Source organism: Bordetella sp. BOR01 (assembly GCF_019218885.1).
Lineage (GTDB): Bacteria > Pseudomonadota > Gammaproteobacteria > Burkholderiales > Burkholderiaceae_B > Bordetella_A.
Genome location: NZ_JAHUWT010000005.1, coordinates 248945 through 266142 on the forward strand (window position 1 = coordinate 248945; position 17198 = coordinate 266142).

Annotated in this window: 15 protein-coding genes; 9 read left to right on the plus strand and 6 right to left on the minus strand. The window is 65.5% G+C overall.

Features of this window, described 5'->3' with window-relative positions; genetic code table 11:
• Positions 1-8: 8 nt before the first annotated feature.
• Positions 9-1409 carry an amidohydrolase family protein gene (locus KW845_RS26560; protein ID WP_218372397.1) on the minus strand — a complete coding sequence of 467 codons (1401 nt, stop codon included), beginning with the start codon at positions 1407-1409 and terminating at the stop codon, positions 9-11.
• A 4-nt stretch (positions 1410-1413) separates the two neighbouring features.
• Positions 1414-2373, minus strand: coding sequence for a tripartite tricarboxylate transporter substrate binding protein (locus KW845_RS26565; protein ID WP_218372398.1), 960 nt, complete (start codon positions 2371-2373; stop codon positions 1414-1416).
• A 424-nt stretch (positions 2374-2797) separates the two neighbouring features.
• Between KW845_RS26565 and KW845_RS26570 the strand changes: the two genes are divergently transcribed.
• The 5 genes from KW845_RS26570 to KW845_RS26590 all read left to right on the plus strand — a co-directional run bounded on the left by KW845_RS26570 (position 2798) and on the right by KW845_RS26590 (position 9110).
• On the plus strand, positions 2798-4294 hold the full coding sequence (locus KW845_RS26570; RefSeq protein WP_218372399.1) for an aldehyde dehydrogenase: 1497 nt from the start codon (positions 2798-2800) through the stop codon (positions 4292-4294).
• Between the two features lie 10 nt (positions 4295-4304).
• Complete coding sequence (locus KW845_RS29775) at positions 4305-5927, plus strand: thiamine pyrophosphate-binding protein (protein WP_218372400.1); 1623 nt, start codon at positions 4305-4307, stop codon at positions 5925-5927.
• Positions 5928-6026: 99 nt separating this feature from the next.
• Entirely contained in the window at positions 6027-6992 is a 966-nt protein-coding gene (locus KW845_RS26580) for a tripartite tricarboxylate transporter substrate binding protein (RefSeq protein ID WP_218372401.1), read from the plus strand.
• A gap of 10 nt (positions 6993-7002) precedes the next feature.
• Complete coding sequence (locus KW845_RS26585) at positions 7003-7938, plus strand: SMP-30/gluconolactonase/LRE family protein (protein WP_218372402.1); 936 nt, start codon at positions 7003-7005, stop codon at positions 7936-7938.
• An 8-nt stretch (positions 7939-7946) separates the two neighbouring features.
• Positions 7947-9110, plus strand: a complete 1164-nt coding sequence (locus KW845_RS26590; protein ID WP_218372403.1) for an alpha-hydroxy acid oxidase — start codon at positions 7947-7949, stop codon at positions 9108-9110.
• A 23-nt stretch (positions 9111-9133) separates the two neighbouring features.
• Here KW845_RS26590 and KW845_RS26595 read toward each other — a convergent pair whose 3' ends face one another.
• The gene (locus KW845_RS26595; protein ID WP_218372404.1) at positions 9134-9847 is read right to left on the minus strand and encodes a GntR family transcriptional regulator; all 714 of its coding nucleotides are present in this window, start codon (positions 9845-9847) and stop codon (positions 9134-9136) included.
• A gap of 340 nt (positions 9848-10187) precedes the next feature.
• Here KW845_RS26595 and KW845_RS26600 point away from each other — a divergent pair, with 340 nt between their 5' ends.
• Genes KW845_RS26600 through KW845_RS26615 form a run of 4 tightly spaced genes read left to right on the plus strand, consistent with a single transcriptional unit; the run spans position 10188 to position 13538 of the window.
• Positions 10188-10709, plus strand: coding sequence for a cupin domain-containing protein (locus KW845_RS26600; protein ID WP_218372405.1), 522 nt, complete (start codon positions 10188-10190; stop codon positions 10707-10709).
• 14 nt (positions 10710-10723) lie between these two features.
• Positions 10724-11692 carry a tripartite tricarboxylate transporter substrate binding protein gene (locus KW845_RS26605; protein WP_218372406.1) on the plus strand — a complete coding sequence of 323 codons (969 nt, stop codon included), beginning with the start codon at positions 10724-10726 and terminating at the stop codon, positions 11690-11692.
• A gap of 2 nt (positions 11693-11694) precedes the next feature.
• Positions 11695-12585, plus strand: coding sequence for an amidohydrolase (locus KW845_RS26610; protein ID WP_218372407.1), 891 nt, complete (start codon positions 11695-11697; stop codon positions 12583-12585).
• 8 nt (positions 12586-12593) lie between these two features.
• Positions 12594-13538 carry a tripartite tricarboxylate transporter substrate binding protein gene (locus KW845_RS26615; RefSeq protein ID WP_218372408.1) on the plus strand — a complete coding sequence of 315 codons (945 nt, stop codon included), beginning with the start codon at positions 12594-12596 and terminating at the stop codon, positions 13536-13538.
• A 66-nt stretch (positions 13539-13604) separates the two neighbouring features.
• Here the strand turns inward: KW845_RS26615 and KW845_RS26620 are convergent, their stop codons facing one another.
• The 3 genes from KW845_RS26620 to KW845_RS26630 are packed head-to-tail and all read right to left on the minus strand — an operon-like array spanning position 13605 to position 17115.
• A complete protein-coding gene (locus KW845_RS26620; protein WP_218372409.1) occupies positions 13605-14723 on the minus strand; it encodes a CaiB/BaiF CoA-transferase family protein in 1119 nt (372 codons plus the stop codon).
• Complete coding sequence (locus KW845_RS26625; protein WP_218372410.1) at positions 14720-15940, minus strand: CaiB/BaiF CoA-transferase family protein; 1221 nt, start codon at positions 15938-15940, stop codon at positions 14720-14722. Before KW845_RS26625 ends, KW845_RS26620 begins: the two co-directional genes overlap by 4 nt.
• Entirely contained in the window at positions 15937-17115 is a 1179-nt protein-coding gene (locus KW845_RS26630) for an acyl-CoA dehydrogenase family protein (RefSeq protein WP_218372411.1), read from the minus strand. The genes KW845_RS26625 and KW845_RS26630 overlap by 4 nt, the downstream gene beginning before the upstream one ends.
• Positions 17116-17198: the final 83 nt, after the last annotated feature.

Below are 17198 nucleotides of genomic sequence, written 5' to 3' on the forward strand. Positions count from 1 at the left end.
ATCGGCGCTCAGACAATCGGCACCTGCGAATCGCGCAGCAAGCGCTCGGCCGACGCCAGCACGGCAGGCCGCAATTGTTCCAGCTGATCGGCGCGGCACAGGGCGCCGTGATGCTTGACGATATTGCCGCCTATCATCACCATCGACACGTCGTTCGGCTGGGCATAGGACACCACCGCCTGCACCGGGTCTTGCGCCGAGAGAATATGCAGGCCGCGGCGCTCCAGCATGATCAGGTCTGCCTGCTTGCCGGGCGCGAGCGTGCCGATTCGATCGGACATGCCCAGCGCAGCGGCGTTACCCACGGTGGCCCATTCGAGTACGTCGCGCGTGCGCACGGCGGTCTTCTCGATGGGCGATCCGCCGGTGCCGATCGCCGCGCCCGCGGCAGGCCGGTTTTGCAGGGTCGCGTAAGCATCCTGGTTGGCATACATGCGTTCCACCAGCAGGGTCGTGCGCATCAAGTCGAACATGTCGCCCTTGTTTCCCACCTCGCTGTCGACGCCGATGGACGCCGCGCCGCCCAGGGCGCGGACGCGGCCGCTCAAGGGGCGCCGTACGTGGAACTGCATCTCGACGCCGGGCGTCGCGGTCACCGACGCGCCGTGGTCGAGCAGCACGCGCAGTTCATCGTCTTCGAAGTAGTTGCCATGCACGACATTGTGCCGGCCCGCCAGCAGGCCCTCGGCCGCCAAGCTTCGATAGCCGCCCGGCACCAGCCGCCCTGGCCGGCCCCAGGCATGCGCGCTGCTGAGCAGGGCAAAGTCCATTGCCGCGCGGAAATCGTGCCGGCAGACTTCGAGCGTGGAATAGTCGGGCCCCAGGATCGCCATGGCCAGGGTCAACAGCGCCTGGTCATCGGACAGCGGGCCGTGGCGCAACCGGCGAATCTCGGCCACGGGGTGGGGGATTTCCGAAAAATGCCGCTCTCCAGGACGCGGGCGCGGCTTGACCGTGCCGTGCCCGAACACCGCCCGGATGCCGCTGGCACGCAAGGCATCGATTGCCGCATCGGTATGCGCCGGGGTCGAGTTGTTGTGGCACCAGTCGAAGATGGTCGTGACGCCGGCATCTATCTGGGCCAGCGCGCCGGCCAGGGTGCCCAGGTAAGTATCCTCTGGCGTATAGAGCGGTGCCAGCCGGCCGTGGAAATAGTTGAAATAGTCCAGGCCGGCCCAGTTGCCGCCTATGCCGCGCAGGGCGGTCTCCCAGGTGTGTACATGGGCGTTGATCAAGCCGGGCATGACGAGATTGCCGGCCGCGTCGATGCGCTGCGCCGCCGGCGCATCGATGCGCGGGGCAATCCGCGCGATACGCCCGTTCTGGACCAGAATGTCGGCCTGGGGCAGGTCGCCGACGGCAGGGTCGAGCGACAGGATGTGGGCACGGGTGATCAGGATATCGGGCATGGGGTTATTGGCTTTTCTTCAGGCCCAGCTTGTCCAGCGCGGTGGCGATGACAGCATCTTCCTTGGCGATGGTCTGGTCGAATGCGGCGTGTTCCAGGAAGACCGGCTGAAAGCCATTCTGCAGGCCGCGGCGCTTGAAGTCCTCGCTTTCGACGGTGGCGCGGATGGCCTGCTCGAGCCTGGCCCGCACATCGTCGGGCAACCCTTTGGGTGCCGCGACACCGCGCCACATGTCCGCCTTGAAGTCGTAGCCCTGTTCGATGGCAGTGGGCACCTGGGGAAACGTCGGATCGCGTTGCGCGGCCAGCACGCCCAGTACCTTCAGCGTGCCGGCCGCCACATGCGGCGCCACCGAGCCGGGCAGGGTCATCGAGGCGTCGATATAGCCCCCCAGCAGATTGGTGATCGAGATGGAAGACGCGAACGGAATGTGAGCCACCTCGACGCGCTGCTGTTCAAAAAAGGATTCAGAGGCAATCTGCAAATGGCTGCCGACGCCGGAATTGCCCACTTTCAGATCGCCGGGATGCTGCCTGGCGTAGGCCAGCAACTCGACCAGGTTGCTATAGGGGGCGTCGGCCCGTGCCACCAGGATCGGCGATTCGATGCTTACCTGCGCGATCGGCGTGAAAGCATGGTAGTCAAACGGCAAGGTGCCGGAATGATAGGCGGTCGAGATCGAGTTGGAATTCATGATCAGCGCGTAGCCGTCTGGCGGCTGGTTCGCCACATAGCGATAGGCGACCGCGCCACCGGCGCCGGGCTTGTTCACGGCCAGCACGGGCTGGCCCAACTGGCGCGCCATGCCTTCGCCGAGCGCGCGCCCGACGACATCGGGCGCCGTGCCTGCCGCCCAGAGTATGGTCAGTTCAATGGGCTTGGCTGGAAACGTCTGGGCCTGGGCTATGCCCACGCCCAGCACGGCGCAGAACGCTGCGCGCCAGGCTGCCGGTGCGATTTTCATGTGCTTGCTCCCCTTGATGTGCTGCCGCATCGCGACGCGTCGACCACGTCGACGCATGATGCGGGCTGGCTGGAATCTTAAGAAGGTGGGGGGCATCCAACAATGCACCCGCGGAGCAAGTCAGCTTTGTGTGATCGGTAAAGATTGCCGGGCGGCGCGGCCGCGGCTTGTTCCTCGGCGGAACCTTCTTGGTCGAGCACCGAGGCGAACTCGCCGTGCCTGCGTACGACATTAAGTACGTACAAAAAAAACAATAAGAAAATCGGGATTTCAAGAAATATCCCGCTAATTTACCCTTGACATCGCGGTCTTGGCATTTTAGTCTAAAGTTGTACGAACAAATAAACATGGGTGTACGGTTTTCGGCCATCCGCTGCCAGCGGGTTGGCGGTATCGATAACCGGGCCTATTCACCGAGACAACCATGCACACTGACACGCCATCTTCCCGGGTCTTCGACAACTACGTGGCAGGCAGGCCGTTGCCATCGGCAACGGGCCGTTCGTTCGCCAGCATCAATCCGACTACCGGTCGCGAATGGGGCCGGTTTGTCGATTCCACCCGGGACGAAGTCGACGCGGCGGTGCAGGCCGCCGCCGCGGCTTTGTCGGGGCCATGGGGCGCGGCCTCGCCCACGCGCCGGGGCAGGTTGCTGATGGCCTGGGGGGAAAAGATCGCCGCCCATGCCGAAGGCATTGCCCGGCTCGAGTCGGCGCAGAACGGCAAGCTGTTTGCCGAGATGAAGGCGCAGGCCAATGTCGTGAAGGAATGGCTGTACTACTTCGGCGGCCTGGCCGACAAGATCGAGGGCCGCGTCATTCCCGTGGAACGCCCCAGCGTGTTGAATTACACGCTGCGCGAGCCTATAGGCGTGGTCGGCGTGATCGTGCCGTGGAATTCGCCCACCTTTCTGTCCATCATGAGTTGCGCCCCGGCCATGGCTGCCGGCAACACCATTGTGCTCAAGCCGTCAGAGGTGACTTCCGCTTCGGCATTCGAGCTGGTCCGGCTGGCCGAAGAAGCCGGCATCCCGCCGGGGGTGCTGAATGTGGTGACGGGCGCGCGCGAAGCCGGCGAGGCGCTGGTCGATCATGAGCAGGTTGGCAAGATCTGCTTCACCGGCAGCGATGCGGCCGGCCGTGCCATCGCCGCGCGCGCGGGCGCCAGGCTGGCCAGTTGCACCCTGGAGCTGGGCGGCAAGAGCCCCAATATCGTGTTCCCGGATGCCCCGGTCGAGAATGCCGTGGTTGGCGTGCTGTCGGGCATTTTCGCGGCCGCGGGGCAGACCTGCATTGCCGGTTCGCGGGCATACATCCATGAAAGCCTTTACGAGCAGGTCGTTGACCGCCTGGTGCAGCGGGCTCGCGCCATCAGGCTGGGCGACCCGCTGTCTGCGGACACGCAAATGGGGCCCGCGGCCACGGCGGCGCAACTGCAGAAGAACCAGGCCATGGTGGCCAGGGCAGTCGATAACGGGGGCGAGATCCTGTATGGCGGCCAGCGGGCCAGCGTGCCGGGCTTTGAAGAAGGTTTCTTTTTCCAGCCCACCATCTTGCACCGCTTGAAGGCGGACAACCCGATCATGCAGGAAGAAGTGTTCGGGCCCGTGCTGGCCGTGACGTCATTCCGCGACGAAGACGAAGTCCTGGCGCTGGCCAACGGCACCAAGTTCGGCCTGGCCGCCGGCGTATGGACGCGCGACCTGCGCCGCGCACACGGCATCGCCAGGCGCCTGCAGGCGGGTACCGTCTGGATCAACACCTACCGTGCCATGGCATTCAACTCGCCGTTCGGCGGCTACAAGCAGAGCGGGATCGGGCGGGTGAACGGCATGGAATCGGTGGACCAGTTCTTGCAGACCAAGAGCGTCTGGTGTGAAACCAGCGACGAGATCCAGGATCCGTTCGTGCTGAAGGTCTGAGGTAGCGATCGTGGAAAACACAACGGTGGCGGACGTGATCGCCCAGGCGTGCGCGGCACATGGCGTGCGGCGGGCTTTCGGCGTGCCGGGCGGGGGCAGCTCGCTGGACATGATCGAGGCCTTCGATCGGCATGGCATCGCGTTTCAGCTTTGCCGCACCGAGACGGGGGCGGCGCTGATGGCGGCGGCAGACGCCGAGATTCGCCATGCGTTCGGCGTGGTGGTCACTACGCAGGGGCCCGGCACGGCCAGTGCCATGAACGGCATCGCGCATGCGGCGCTGGATCGTGCGCCCGTGCTGTTCATCAGCGACGGCTGGGCGCCGGCGCGCGCCGCGTACGATACGCACCAGGTGTTCGACCAGCGCCTGATGGCCTCGACGGTGGTGAAAGCCAGCACGCGGCTGGACACCGATGACCCCGCCCGCGAACTGGCGGACCTGATCGGCGCAATGCGTTCACCGCCCTGGGGGCCGGTGCACCTGGAGCTGACCAGCGAGGCGGCCAGGCGCACGGTAGCCGTACCAACGTGCGCGTGCGCGCCCGCGGCGGCCACGGCCAGTGCTGTCGCCTCGGCGGCCAGCCATGGCGATGCGGCGCAATTGCTGAAAGACGCCAGGCGCCCCGTGCTGCTGGTGGGCCTGGAGGCGCGCGATGCCGGCGCGGCCAGCCAGGTCATGGCGCTGGCCGAGCGCCTGCGCTGCCCGGTACTCACGACCTACAAGGCCAAGGGCCTGGTCAGCGACGAATGCGGTTGGCTGGTCGGGCATTTCACCGGTGGCGCCGCTGAGCGCGAATGTGTCGATGGCGCGGATTTGATCGTGCTGTGCGGCCTGGATCCCGTGGAGCTGATCGGCAAGCCATGGCCTTACCGTGCGCCCGTGATCGACGTGGCGCTGGCTGCGCACCCGGTGCACTACCTGCGGCCCGCGGCGGGCGCGTACGGACCGGTCGCGGCGGGATTGCAGGCCTTGCTGGCGGTGGATGCCGGATCTGCCTGGCCGCCCGCCGAGGTCGCCGCGCTGCGTGCCGGCATGCTGGCGCGGCTGGCCTATCCCGGCTCGGGGGCCGGATTGTCTCCCCAGGATGTGGTCGAGACCGCCATGCGCGTCGCGGGTCCGGCGCGCCCGGCCATGACGGTGGACGCCGGGGCGCATATGTTCTCGGCCATGGCGTTCTGGCAGGCCCGCGCACCCGGCGGCGCGCTGATCTCGAATGGGCTGGCCACCATGGGCTATGCGCTGCCCGCTGCCATTGCCCGCTCGCTGCATTGTCCCGACGAGCAGGTCATTGCCTTTACCGGCGATGGCGGGCTGATGATGTGCGCGGGCGAATTGGCCACCGCCGCGCAGGCCGCGGGCAAGCTCTGCGTGGTGGTCTTCAACGACGCGGCGCTGTCGCTCATTGCCTTGAAGCAGCATGACCGTGGCATGCGCGACGCCGGCGTGTCATGGCCGCAAGCCGATTTCGCCGCGGTGGCGCGCGGCTTTGGCATGTTGGCGCATCGCGCCCATACACAGGCCGAGTACGAAGCGGCGCTGCGCCAGGCATTTCAGTGCGCAAGGCCTTGCCTGATCGATGTCCGCGTCGACCCGTCAGGCTACGGCAGGCAGGCCAAGGCATTGCGGGGCTAGCCCTTGCTTTCCCGGTGGTACCCGGTGCCGGACACCCGCGGTGTCCGGTGCGCGTGGCAGTTCCGTAGTCAGAAGACAACAACAACCAAGGAGACACCCATGCAGTCCGCATTCCGTCTGGCCGTAATGGCCTTGCTGGCCTTGAATATTTCTACCGCGCACGCCGAAGCCACCTGGCCGACGCGTGCCGTGCGATGGATCGTGCCGTTCGGGGCCGGCGGTACCGCCGACGCCGCCGCGCGCCATATCACGCAGAAACTGAGCGAGCGCTGGGGGCAGCAGATCGTCATCGACAACCGGCCGGGGGCGAATACCGCCATTGCCGCGGCCGAGGCGGCGCGCGCCAAGCCAGATGGCTACACCTTGTTCCAGCCCATGAATTCGACCTTGACCGTCAATCCGTTCGCGTTCTCGAAGCTGTCGTACGACCCCCGGCGCGACTTCACGCCGATCGGCGTCATTGCCTCCGTGCCGCTGATCGTCGTGGCCAATGACACCTTGCCGGCCAAGACGCTGCAAGAGTTCGTCGCGCAGGCGAAGCAGCAGCCCGGCCGCCTGACCATGGGCGGCGGCGATGTCGGGGTCCAGCTGGCCGCCGAACGCTTCTTGCGCGATGCCGGTGTCGATGTCCAGTACGTGCCATACAAGACCGGCGCCGACGTCATGCGCGGCCTGCTCTCGGGCGAGATTCAAACGGGCCTGGATGGCGTGCCGGCCTACCCGCCATTCCTGAAATCCGGCAAGTTGCGCGCATTGGCCACCAATAGCGCGCGGCGCATTCCCTCGCTGCCGGACGTCCCCACCATGGGGGAGCTGGGTTTCAAGAATTCGGCGGCCCCGATGTGGCATGCGCTGATGGCGCCCGCGGGCCTGCCCAGGGCGATCCAGGAAAAAATTGCCGCCGACTTGCAGGCCGTATTGGCGATGCCCGATTTACGGGCCCGGATGGAAGAACTGGGCCTGGACCCGACCTGGATCGGAACCGACGATTTCGTCAAGCTGATTGCCACCGAATCCGCCCAGATGGGCCCGTTGGTGAAAGAACTGGGTATCAAACTGAACTGAGCCGAACGCCATGTACGCACCTCCTCCTCAAAAGAAGTTGGAAGTCTTCGCTTCCATTCCGCAGCGCTTTCACATCAGCGGCAGGAAATCGAACTGGATCGACGTGCAATTGCACGGCGCCGACACTCCCGCTTTCCTGGAAGGGCCGGCCTTCGACGCGCACGGCAACCTTTGGGTCGTGGACATTCCCTGGGGCCGGCTGTTCAAGATCGACCGCCAGGGCGAGATCAGTTGCGAACTGGAATACGATGGCGAGCCCAACGGCCTGGCGTTTCATGCCGATGGCCGCGCGTTCATTGCCGACAACAAGAACGGCCTGATGGTGTTCGACCCGGCCAGGGGGACTGTCGAACCGTTCCTGGACCGCGCCCTGGTGCAGCGCTTCAAGGGGCCGAACGACCTGGTCTTCGCGGGCAATGGGGACCTGTACTTCACCGACCAGGGGCAGACGGGCCACCACGACCCGACCGGCCGGCTGTACCGCCTGGCGGCGGATGGCCGGTTGGATTGCCTGCTGAACAATGTGCCCAGCCCGAACGGGCTGGTGCTGAACCTGGCCGAAGACACCGTCTACCTGGCGGTTACGCGTGCCAATGCAATCTGGCGCGTGCCATTGGTGAAGAAGCACGGCACGGTCACCAAGGTGGGTACCTATATCCAGATGTCGGGCGGCGGCGGACCGGATGGCATGGCGCTGGGCGCCCATGGCGGCGTGGCCGTCTGTCATGTGGGCCTGGGCGCGGTCTGGATATTCGACGAGGTGGGCCAGCCGGTGCTGCGCCTGGATGCGCCCGCCAGCCGCATGACGACCAATTGCGCTTACGGCGGATCGGATTTACGGCGCCTGTATGTCACCGCGGGCCGTGAGATCCTGGTGGCCGAGGCCGACATGGCTGGCGCGCCGACTTGGGCGCAGCGCAGCGCGTCACCGGCCGTCGGCAAGTAGGAGCAAACATGGCCGACAAGATCCAGCGGTGCCTAAGCATCAGCGACCTGCAAGCTCGCGCCCGGCGCTATTTGCCGCGCGTGATATACGACTATCTCGAGGGCGGCGCGGACGACGAGGAATGCCTGGCCGAGAACCCCGCGCGCCTGCGGCGGCACAAGCTGCGCCCGCGATGCCTGGTGGACATATCCGAGCGGTCGCAGCAGGTGTCGGTGTTCGGCCGCACGTATCGTTCGCCGTTCGGCATCAGCCCCATGGGCATGTTGGGCATGGTGCGGCAAGAAGGCGACCTGGCGCTGGCGAAGGTGGCGGCGCAGTCGGGCATCCCCTTTATCCTGTCGGGCGCCAGCAATGCATCGATCGAGTCGGTGGCGCGCCACGCGCCGGGAAGCTGGCTGCAGTTCTATCCGTGCAAGGACTTGGCAATCGAGCGCGATATCCTGGCCCGGGCCGCAGGCGCGGGTATCGAGACCTTGGTCATCGCGGTCGATGTGCCGCTGCATTCCAAGCGTGAGCGTAATATCCGCAGCGGCTGGGTGCGGCCGTACAAGCCATCGCCCGCCGTCATCCTGGAAGCACTGCGGCATCCGCTGTGGGTGGCGCGCTACCTGCGCCATGGCATACCGGTGATGGAGAACTTCCTGCCTTATGCGCCCGCGGGCATCGGTGCGCGCGAGCTGACCGGGTTCTATGCATCGCAAGTGCCGGCGCCGCACCAGTGGTCCATGATCGAGCGCTTGCGGCGCCAATGGAAGGGCAGCCTGGTCCTGAAGGGCATCCTGGCCGCCGATGATGCGCGGCTGGCAGCCGCGGCCGGCATCGACGGGGTGATCGTGTCGAACCACGGCGGGCGCCAGCTGGACCGCAGCGTGGCGGCCATCGACGCGCTGCCCGAGGTGGTAGATGAGGTGGGCGCGCACATGACGGTGATGTTCGACAGCGGAATACGCCGCGGCTCGGATATCGCCGTGGCGCTCAGCCTGGGCGCCCGGCTGTGTTTCGCGGGCCGGGCCGCGGCGTATGGGCTGGCCGCCTTCGGTGCTGCCGGCGCCCAGCGGGCGGTGGATATTCTGTGCACCGAACTGGACCTGACCCTGGGGCAGATCGGATGCCCCGACGTGAACGCGCTGGGCCTCAAGTTTCTTTGGCAGGCGCGCGCCGGGCTACCCTGAAAGAAGCCGCGTGCAAGCGGGTTCTATGCCCGCCGTAGCTTCATGTTGAAGCGGAATTTGTCAGCTGGATAGAGATTGACCGAGACTTCAGCGACCTTGTCCGAAGTGTTCTTGTACGTGCGCCGCACTTCGACCACGCTGGAGCCGGCTTCGACTTGCAGGCCATCGGCCAGTTCGTCGGGTACCGGCCGCACCCGCAGCATCTGTTCGACTTCTACCAGGCGTTCGCCGTATATGTCTTCGATCAGGCGCCAGATAGGGCCGCGTTGCCGCCCCATCATGCGTTCCACGCCGGCATACTCGGCGGCAACGAAGACCTCGGTCCAGCAAATGGGTGGGGAGGCGGGATCATTGCCAAGGCGGAAGCCCTGCAGGCGCAGCCAGCGTTGCCGAGGCGGCAATTCGGCTTCGTCGAACGTCACGTCTTCGCTATTGACGACATCGGTGCTGTCCACCGCATATTGGCTTTCGGTGGCATATGCGATCAGTTCGTCGATGGAGGCAACCCGGTGGACATTGAACGGCGTGCTGGGTTGCGGCGGCATCACTGTGGTGCCCGAACCTTGCCGCGAAGAGACCAGGCCGTCGGCGCGCAGTTGCCGCAGGGCTTCGCGCACGGTGTGGCGGCTGACCGTGAAGCGCTCGGCCAGTTCTTCTTCGGTGGGCAATTGAGAGCCCACCGGGAATACGCCGCGGATGATGTCGCCGCGCAGGTGTTGAACCAGTTGTCGGTACAAGGGTTCGCCCGAGATGAACGGACGCGATGAAAGAGAGCGGGGGCGCCGCCCGGCCTTTGCAGGTGTGCGTGCAACTTGAACGGACTTCTTGGCTCCAGGCATGGCGTCGATTCTACATCACGCCCCTGGGCCCGAACGCCCTGGCGGTTGGCGTGGCCGGCGGCCGCCAGCCGCGGCGACGTGCACCGCCAGGAGAAGAAATTAAACATGTTCGTACAACTTATTGGTGATAACACTGATAGATAACAGGGATGATGGTGTTAGCATTATTGTTGTACGTACAAGCGCAGAATAATACCGCCGCCGTCGAACCGGGACGGCCAACCAGGAGGAGATATCCGTGAGCAACCCTGCCGAAGTTCCTTCCGCCGCAGCCCGGCTGCGGTTCTCCATGCGCAACCTGCCCTTGCTGGAAGGCGGCGCCACCATGGACCTGCTGGGTTTGTCGCCCATGCTGTGGGCGCATTCCAAGGTCTATTCGTCGGGCGGCGAAAACGCGCTGCACAGCCACGAAATCGAAGACCACGTCTTCCTGGTGCTTCAGGGCGTAGCCATCTTTCACTTTGAAGATGAAAGCACGACCACCGTGCGCGCATTCGAGGGTGTGACCTTGCCGCGCGGCACGCGGTACCGGTTCAGGGCCGACGAAGCGCAGGGCAACCTGGTGATGTTCCGCGTCGGCGCCGCCGCCGTAAAGGATTCGACCGATCTGCATCCGAAGTTCGGCATTCCGAACGAGGCCATGCAAAGCCGTTCCGACCCGCAGGGCCGCCACGCCGCCGGCGACGCCAGTAAAAACGGTGTTGCCGCGCAGCCCACCGTGTTCAAGACCGGCGCATTTTTTGCCCCCGACAGCGACTGATCACAGAGGCCACCATGTTTCGTCGAACTTTCCTGCGCGCTTCCGCGGCTGCGCTTGCCGCGATGGCCGCGCGGCCATCCTTTGCGCAACCCTATCCTTCGCGCCCGCTGACCATGTGGGTTCCCTATGCCGTGGGCGGTAACGGCGACCTTACCGCCAGGCTGTTCGCCGACGCGCTGGGCAAGGCGCTGGGGCAGACCGTCATCGTAGGCAACAAGCCCGGTGCCGGCGGCGCGATAGGCGCCATGCACGTCATCGGGTCGGCGCCCGACGGCTATACCCTGCTGTTCTCGGCGCCCAGCGTGTTTTCCGTGACTCCGCACCTGGTCAAGGTCAGCTACGGCACCGGCAGCATCCAGCCCGTGTGCCTGGTCAGCAAGACACCGCTGGTGCTGGTGGTGAAGAAGGGCAGCCGCTTCAAGTCGCTGGCCGATGTCGTGCAGGCGGCCAAGGCGCAGCCGGGGGCGATATCCATGGGCTATAGCGGCCTGGGCACCCCCAACCACCTGGCCATGCTGGATCTCGAGGCAGTGGGGCAGGTGCGGTTCAACGGCATCGCGTACAAAGGCTCCAGCCCCATGCTGCAGGACATGCTGGCCGGGCAGATCGAAGTTGCCGCCGACCAGGTATCCACATCCAAGCCGTATATCGAATCGGGCACGCTGATTCCGCTGGCGGTGTTTGGGCCGTTGCAGGCTGCTTTGCCAGGTATTCCGTCGGTGTCGTCGCTGGGGCCCGAACCCTTCGATGTGACGACCTACCTGGGGGTTTCGGGGCCGGACAAGATGCCCGGCAACGTCATGCAGACCTTGCAGCAGGCCGCCAGCGCCGCGATCGAGAACGGCCGCTTCGTCGAAGGCATGAAGGCGATGGGCTCGTTCGTGCAATGGGGCGCATCGCAGGATTACGCACGCATCATGCACAAGGAAGACGATTTCATGCGCACGATGGTGGCGGCCGGCCGTATCAAGGCGGAGTCGTGACCATGCCGCATTCCAGTGGCCGCGACAGGCTGGAACCGGATCCCGCGCCAGACGATGCGCCGCATCCGCCACGTAGCTACACCTTGCCGGCCGGCGCCGTGGATACGCATGCGCACGTCATCGGCACGCAGTGGATAGAGCATCGCAGCTACACCCCGCATCCCGCGCCGCCGGCTGCCTACCTGAGCATGCTGGACGCCACGGGCATGTCCTACGGTGTCCTGATCCAGGTCAGCGTGCATGGCACCGACAACAGCCTGTTGCGCGATACCGTCAAGGCCAATCTCGATCGGCTGCGGGGCATTGCGGTGATTCCGCACGACCTGGGCCAGGCCGACCTGCGGGACCTGAAAGACGCCGGCATCGTGGGGCTGCGCCTGAACACCACGACCGGCGGCGGCGTGGGCGTGGACGCACTGGCGGATTACGAGGCCATTTGCCGCGAGATGGGCTGGCACCTGCAGTTCCTGGTCAATGCGGAACAGTTGCCGGCGCTGGCGCCACGCATTGCGCGGTTGCGCGTGCCGGCCGTGTTCGACCACATGGGGTATGTGTCGCCAGACCTGGCCGGCACCGAAGCCGGGCATACCTTGCTGCAACTGGTGCGCGACGGTGCGTGGGTCAAGTTGTCGGGCGGATTCCGCATTTCGCTGGCGGCGCCGCCGTACCCGGATGTGATTCCGTTTGCCCGCGCGCTGGCCGAGGCCGCGCCGACCCGGTGCGTGTGGGGGTCGGACTGGCCGCATGTCAGCTTTGGGAAAACCATGCCCAACACCGGCGATTTGCTGGACTTGCTGGGGCACTGCGTGCCGGATGCCGCGTTGCGCGATGCGGTCCTGGCCAACAATCCGCAGCGGCTATATGGATTTGCCGCCACTGGGAGCTCGCATTGAAGACACTCATGCACATGTTGCTGTGCGGCGCGCTGCTGCTGGCGGGCGGGGCGGCGCAAGCAGGCAGCTTTCCATCCCAACCCATCAAGATCATCGTGGCGTTCGGGCCCGGCAGTGGCGGCGACATCCTGGCCCGCTTGCTGGCGCAGTACCTGCAACCCGAACTGAACACTCCCATCGTGGTGGAAAACAAGGTGGGCGCATTGGGGCAGATCGCAACCAGCGCACTGGCGCGCGCCCCGGCCGACGGCTACACCTTGGGCATGGGCAGTTCGTCCACGCACTCCACCGCAGTGTTCCTGACCAAGAACCTGTCCTATGACCCCATCAAGGACTTTGCCGCGGTGGGCGGCCTGAACAACTACACCTTCGTCCTGCTGGTGCCCGCGGCTTCCCCTGCCACGACGCCGCAGCAGTTGGTGGAACAATTGCGGGCCAAGAACCAGGCGTTCTATGGCTATGGCAACGCGTCGGGCCGGGTGGGCGCGGCGCATTTCAACCGGCTGGCCAAACTCAATGCAACCGAGGTGGCGTACAAGAGTTCGCCCGACGCGATGACCGACCTGTCCGCGGGGCGCGTGGACTTTGTGTTCAGCGACTGGGGGTCTGCCCGGTCGTTCGTGGAAGGAGGGCGGCTGCGCGCGATCGGCGTCATGGCCGACGAGCGTTCGCCGGTACTGCCGGACCTGCCCGCCGTGGGCGAGGCGTATCCCGGCTTCAACTTCGCCAACTGGGGTGGCCTGATGGCGCCGGCCGGAACGCCGCCGGCCGTGATCGACACCTTGAATGCTGCCCTGATCAAGGTGCTGAAACAGCCGGAAGTCCAGGAACGCATGGTATCGCTGGGGCTGGAGGTCAAGCCCGGCAGCGCGCAAGACCTGGCAAAGCTGGTCGCGGATCAGCAGCAGGCCTGGGGGGCGGCGATACGCGAGGCGGGCATACGACCCGACTGACGAAGCTGCAGGCCAGGGGGGGGCCGGGCCAGGGGCGGCGCCAGGCCGCACCCGCCGGCCGTGCATTCAGCGTGAAGCCGGCCCATCCAGCAAATCGCGATGCTGGTCCAGTGCCGGCGATTCCAGCCCGATAGCGGCCGGTTCATGCAGGAAGCGGATCGGGCTGCCGATATGCGGGCGGCCTTTCGCGTCGCGCAATACGATGCCGCGCGCCTGTATCTGCGGGTCTTGCAGTGCCTGCGGCAGGGTGTTGACGCCGCCGAAGCACAGGTCCAGCGACTGCAGCCGGGTTTCCCATTCCGCGCGCGTGGCTTGCCGGAATGTGTCTTCAAGAAATTCCATCACCGGCGCCTGGTGGGGCCCCGGGCCCTGCAGGCACAGCGGTGCCAGGTCGGGGCGGTTCAATGCGCCCAGCAAGGCATGGACGAACTTGGGTTCCTGGCCCGCCAGCGCGATGTGGCCGCCATCGCGCGTTTGATAGATGCGGTAGAAGGCGCTGCCGCCTGTCGTCCTGTCCTGGCCGGGTTCGGGCGCCCGGCCCTGGGCAAAGGTGGAGCCCAGCACATTGCGCAGCGCCGCGACCATGCAGTCGGACATGGCGATATCGATGTAATCGCCCTTGCCGGTGGCCTGGCGGCGCAGCAGCGCCATCAATATGCCGGCCAGGCCTTGCAGCCCGCTCAACAGATCGGCGTAGGGCAGGTTGGGCATGGCGGGTTTCGCATCGGACCCTGTCGTGAGCATCAGCGCACCGGCCAGCGACTCGATGGCCAGGTCATGCGCGGGGCGATCGCGATACGGGCCATTCTGGCCGAATGCGCTGATAGAGCAGTACACCAGGCCGGCATTGCGCCGGGCCAGCGTCTGGTAGTCCACCCCCAGGCGCGCGGCGACCCCGGGCCGGAACGACTCGATGAACACATCGGCGGAGTCCACCAGCCCCATCAGCGCCGCGCGGTCCGGTTCGCTTTTCAGATCCAGCGCAATGCTTTTTTTCCCGCGGTTGAGATTGCGGAAGAAGACGGTATGCGGGCCGTCCGACAGGCCGATGTGCCGGCCGGGGTCGCCCTCGCCGGGTTGTTCTATCTTGATGACCTCGGCGCCGTGATCGGCCAGTTCCAGCGATAGATACGGGCCCGGCAAGAAGTTCGACAGGTCCAGTACGCGCAGCCCCGATAATTTCATCGCGGGTCCTCTTGGTCGGTGGCGATAAGGGCCGAAAGCCGGCCGTCTGTGTCGGCGCCCAGCGGTGAACACGCACGCAGCGCCGGACGGTGCCCGTTGAACTTCAAGGGGTTGGCCAGCACATGGAAATCGGGCTTGGCGGCGTGCTTGACGGTAGACAGCATGCCGCTTTCGTGGAAGAAGTCGGTCTGCAGCGCCTGGGCCAGCCCAAGCACCGGCGCAACCGGCAGCACGCCTTCCAGCAACGATAGCCAGTGGCGGGTGGGGTGGCGCTTGAATTCGGCATCCAGCAGTTCGGTCAGGCGGTGGCGGTTCTGGTGGCGTGCCGCGGCGTCGGTGAATGCCGGCACGGTGGCCAGGTCTTGGCGTTGCAAGGCCTTCAGCAGTGCTTCCCAGAACTTCTGGGTCATGCACATGATGAAAATCCACCCGTCGGCGGTGGGAAAGGTCTGCACTGGTGTCAGCGAATAATGGCCGCTGCGCGGCTGGCGCTGCGAAAGATGCTTTTCATTGAGGAACCAGGTGGCCGTATAGCCGAGCTGGTGCAGGGTGACGTCATACAGGCTCGTGTCCACATCGCAGCCCTGGCCGGTCTCGCGCGCCCGCAACAGCGCGGAGAGCAGGCCGACGATCGACGTGATGCCGGTCATGTGGTCGACAATGGACGGCGCGCCGATACGGGCTGGCGGAGTATCGGGTTCGCCTGTCAGGTGCATGAGGCCGCTTTCGGCTTGCATCAGGTAGTCGTAGCCCGGCCACGAGGCGCGGCTATTGTCGCGGCCGTAAGCCGATATGTGCACGCAGACGATGGCGGGGTTTACCGCCGACAATGCGGCGTAGTCCAGCCCCAGCCTGGCGGGCTGGTCGCCGCGCAGGTTGTTCAGCACCACATCGGCTCCGCGCAGCAGTTCTTCGAAGGTGCGCCGGCCCTCGTCCGACTTGATATCCAGCGAGATGCTGTGCTTGTTGGTGTTCCAGCTCTGGAAATACTGGCTGTCGTCCTGGCCCAGCATGAAAGGCCCGGTTTGGCGCGAGGGGTCGCCGCGCGTGGCGGGGTTCTCGATCTTGAGGACTTCGGCGCCCAGGTGCGCCAGAAACATAGTGCCATATGGGCCGGCGCCGAACTGCTCGACGGCGACGATGCGCACGCCCTGCAGCGGAAGATGGGCGGGGCGGGGCGCGGCTCGCGCGTCGGTATTGCCGCCTGCGGCGCTCATTGCGCAGGGTTCCTTTTTATCCATTGCTTCGAGATGATGATGCGCTGCATCTCGTTGGTGCCCTCGCCGATGCAAGTCAGGGGGGCGTCCCGGTAGAGCCGTTCGATGTCGTATTCCTTGGAATAGCCGTAGGCGCCGTGGATACGCATGGATTCCGTGCTGTTTTCCAGCGCCGCTTCCGAGGCGAAGTACTTTGCCATTCCGGCTTCCATGTCGCAGCGTTCGCCGCGGTCGAAGCTGGCGGCCGCATCGAGCGTGAGCAAGCGCGCGGCCCGCGCGCGGGTGGCCATCTCGCCCAGTTTCAGCGCAATGGCCTGGTGTTCGGCGATGGGCTTGCCGAAAGTCTTGCGCACTTGCGCGTATTCGGTGGCCAGTCGCAAGGCGCCTTCGGCGATGCCCACGCCGCGCGAGGCGACGTTGATGCGGCCCAGTTCCAGGCCGCCCGTGGCCTGGTAAAAGCCCTGGCCCTCGACGCCGCCGATCAAGTGGTCGGCCGGCAAGCGGTAGTCGTCGGCGACCAGCTCGCCGCTATCGATGGCTTTGTAGCCCAGTTTGGGCAGCTTGCGGCCGCTGGAGAAGCCGGGCCCCTTGGGGGCAATGAACAGGCTGATGCCTTTGTGGCGGGGTTGGGCCTGCGGGTCTGTCTTGACCAGAAGGGCAAAGCAAGAGCCTTCTACCGCATTGGTGATCCAGGTTTTCGTGCCATTGATGACGTAGTGGTCGCCATCGCGCCGCGCCGTCATGCGGATGCCTTGCAGGTCGGTGCCGGCGTCCGGTTCCGTGAGCGCCAGGCCGCCGCGGATTTCTCCGGACGCCAGACGGGGCAGCCATTGCTGTTTTTGTTGGCCGGTGCCGAATTTCTCGATGGCCAGTGCCAGCATCAGGTGGGAATTGAAGATGCCGGTGACTGCCATCCAGACCGATGAAATGCGCATCACGATCTTGGCATAGGTGCTGGCGGGCAGCCCCAGGCCTCCATAGTCAGTGCTGACCGTCGCGCCGAACAGGCCGAGCGCCTTCATTTCTTCGACGATATGCGCGGGGTAGCGATCGGCGTGGTCGAACTCTCGTACGACTTCGGGGGTGAGCGAGCGTTGGACCCAGCGGTCGATCGCCGAGAGAAGTTCACTTTCGTCCTGCGCCGAGATGGTGCGTGGCTGGCGGCCGGCTTCCATTTTCTTACCTCGATATTTAATAAGTACGTACAAGTATTCCAGTAGTTTCCGGCAGAGTCAACAGCATATATTCGGGCTTTTTG

Excerpts from the sequence above, each read along its gene's own strand:
- KW845_RS26610 (WP_218372407.1), top strand. The coding sequence starts at position 11,695 with ATGCCGCATTCCAGTGGCCGCGACAGGCTGGAACCGGATCCCGCGCCA.
- KW845_RS26585 (WP_218372402.1), top strand. The coding sequence starts at position 7,003 with ATGTACGCACCTCCTCCTCAAAAGAAGTTGGAAGTCTTCGCTTCCATT.
- KW845_RS26615 (WP_218372408.1), top strand. The coding sequence starts at position 12,594 with ATGCACATGTTGCTGTGCGGCGCGCTGCTGCTGGCGGGCGGGGCGGCG.
- KW845_RS26580 (WP_218372401.1), top strand. The coding sequence starts at position 6,027 with ATGCAGTCCGCATTCCGTCTGGCCGTAATGGCCTTGCTGGCCTTGAAT.
- KW845_RS26560 (WP_218372397.1), bottom strand. The coding sequence starts at position 1,409 with ATGCCCGATATCCTGATCACCCGTGCCCACATCCTGTCGCTCGACCCT.
- KW845_RS26565 (WP_218372398.1), bottom strand. The coding sequence starts at position 2,373 with ATGAAAATCGCACCGGCAGCCTGGCGCGCAGCGTTCTGCGCCGTGCTG.
- KW845_RS26630 (WP_218372411.1), bottom strand. The coding sequence starts at position 17,115 with ATGGAAGCCGGCCGCCAGCCACGCACCATCTCGGCGCAGGACGAAAGT.
- KW845_RS26590 (WP_218372403.1), top strand. The coding sequence starts at position 7,947 with ATGGCCGACAAGATCCAGCGGTGCCTAAGCATCAGCGACCTGCAAGCT.
- KW845_RS26620 (WP_218372409.1), bottom strand. The coding sequence starts at position 14,723 with ATGAAATTATCGGGGCTGCGCGTACTGGACCTGTCGAACTTCTTGCCG.
- KW845_RS26570 (WP_218372399.1), top strand. The coding sequence starts at position 2,798 with ATGCACACTGACACGCCATCTTCCCGGGTCTTCGACAACTACGTGGCA.
- KW845_RS26625 (WP_218372410.1), bottom strand. The coding sequence starts at position 15,940 with ATGAGCGCCGCAGGCGGCAATACCGACGCGCGAGCCGCGCCCCGCCCC.
- KW845_RS26605 (WP_218372406.1), top strand. The coding sequence starts at position 10,724 with ATGTTTCGTCGAACTTTCCTGCGCGCTTCCGCGGCTGCGCTTGCCGCG.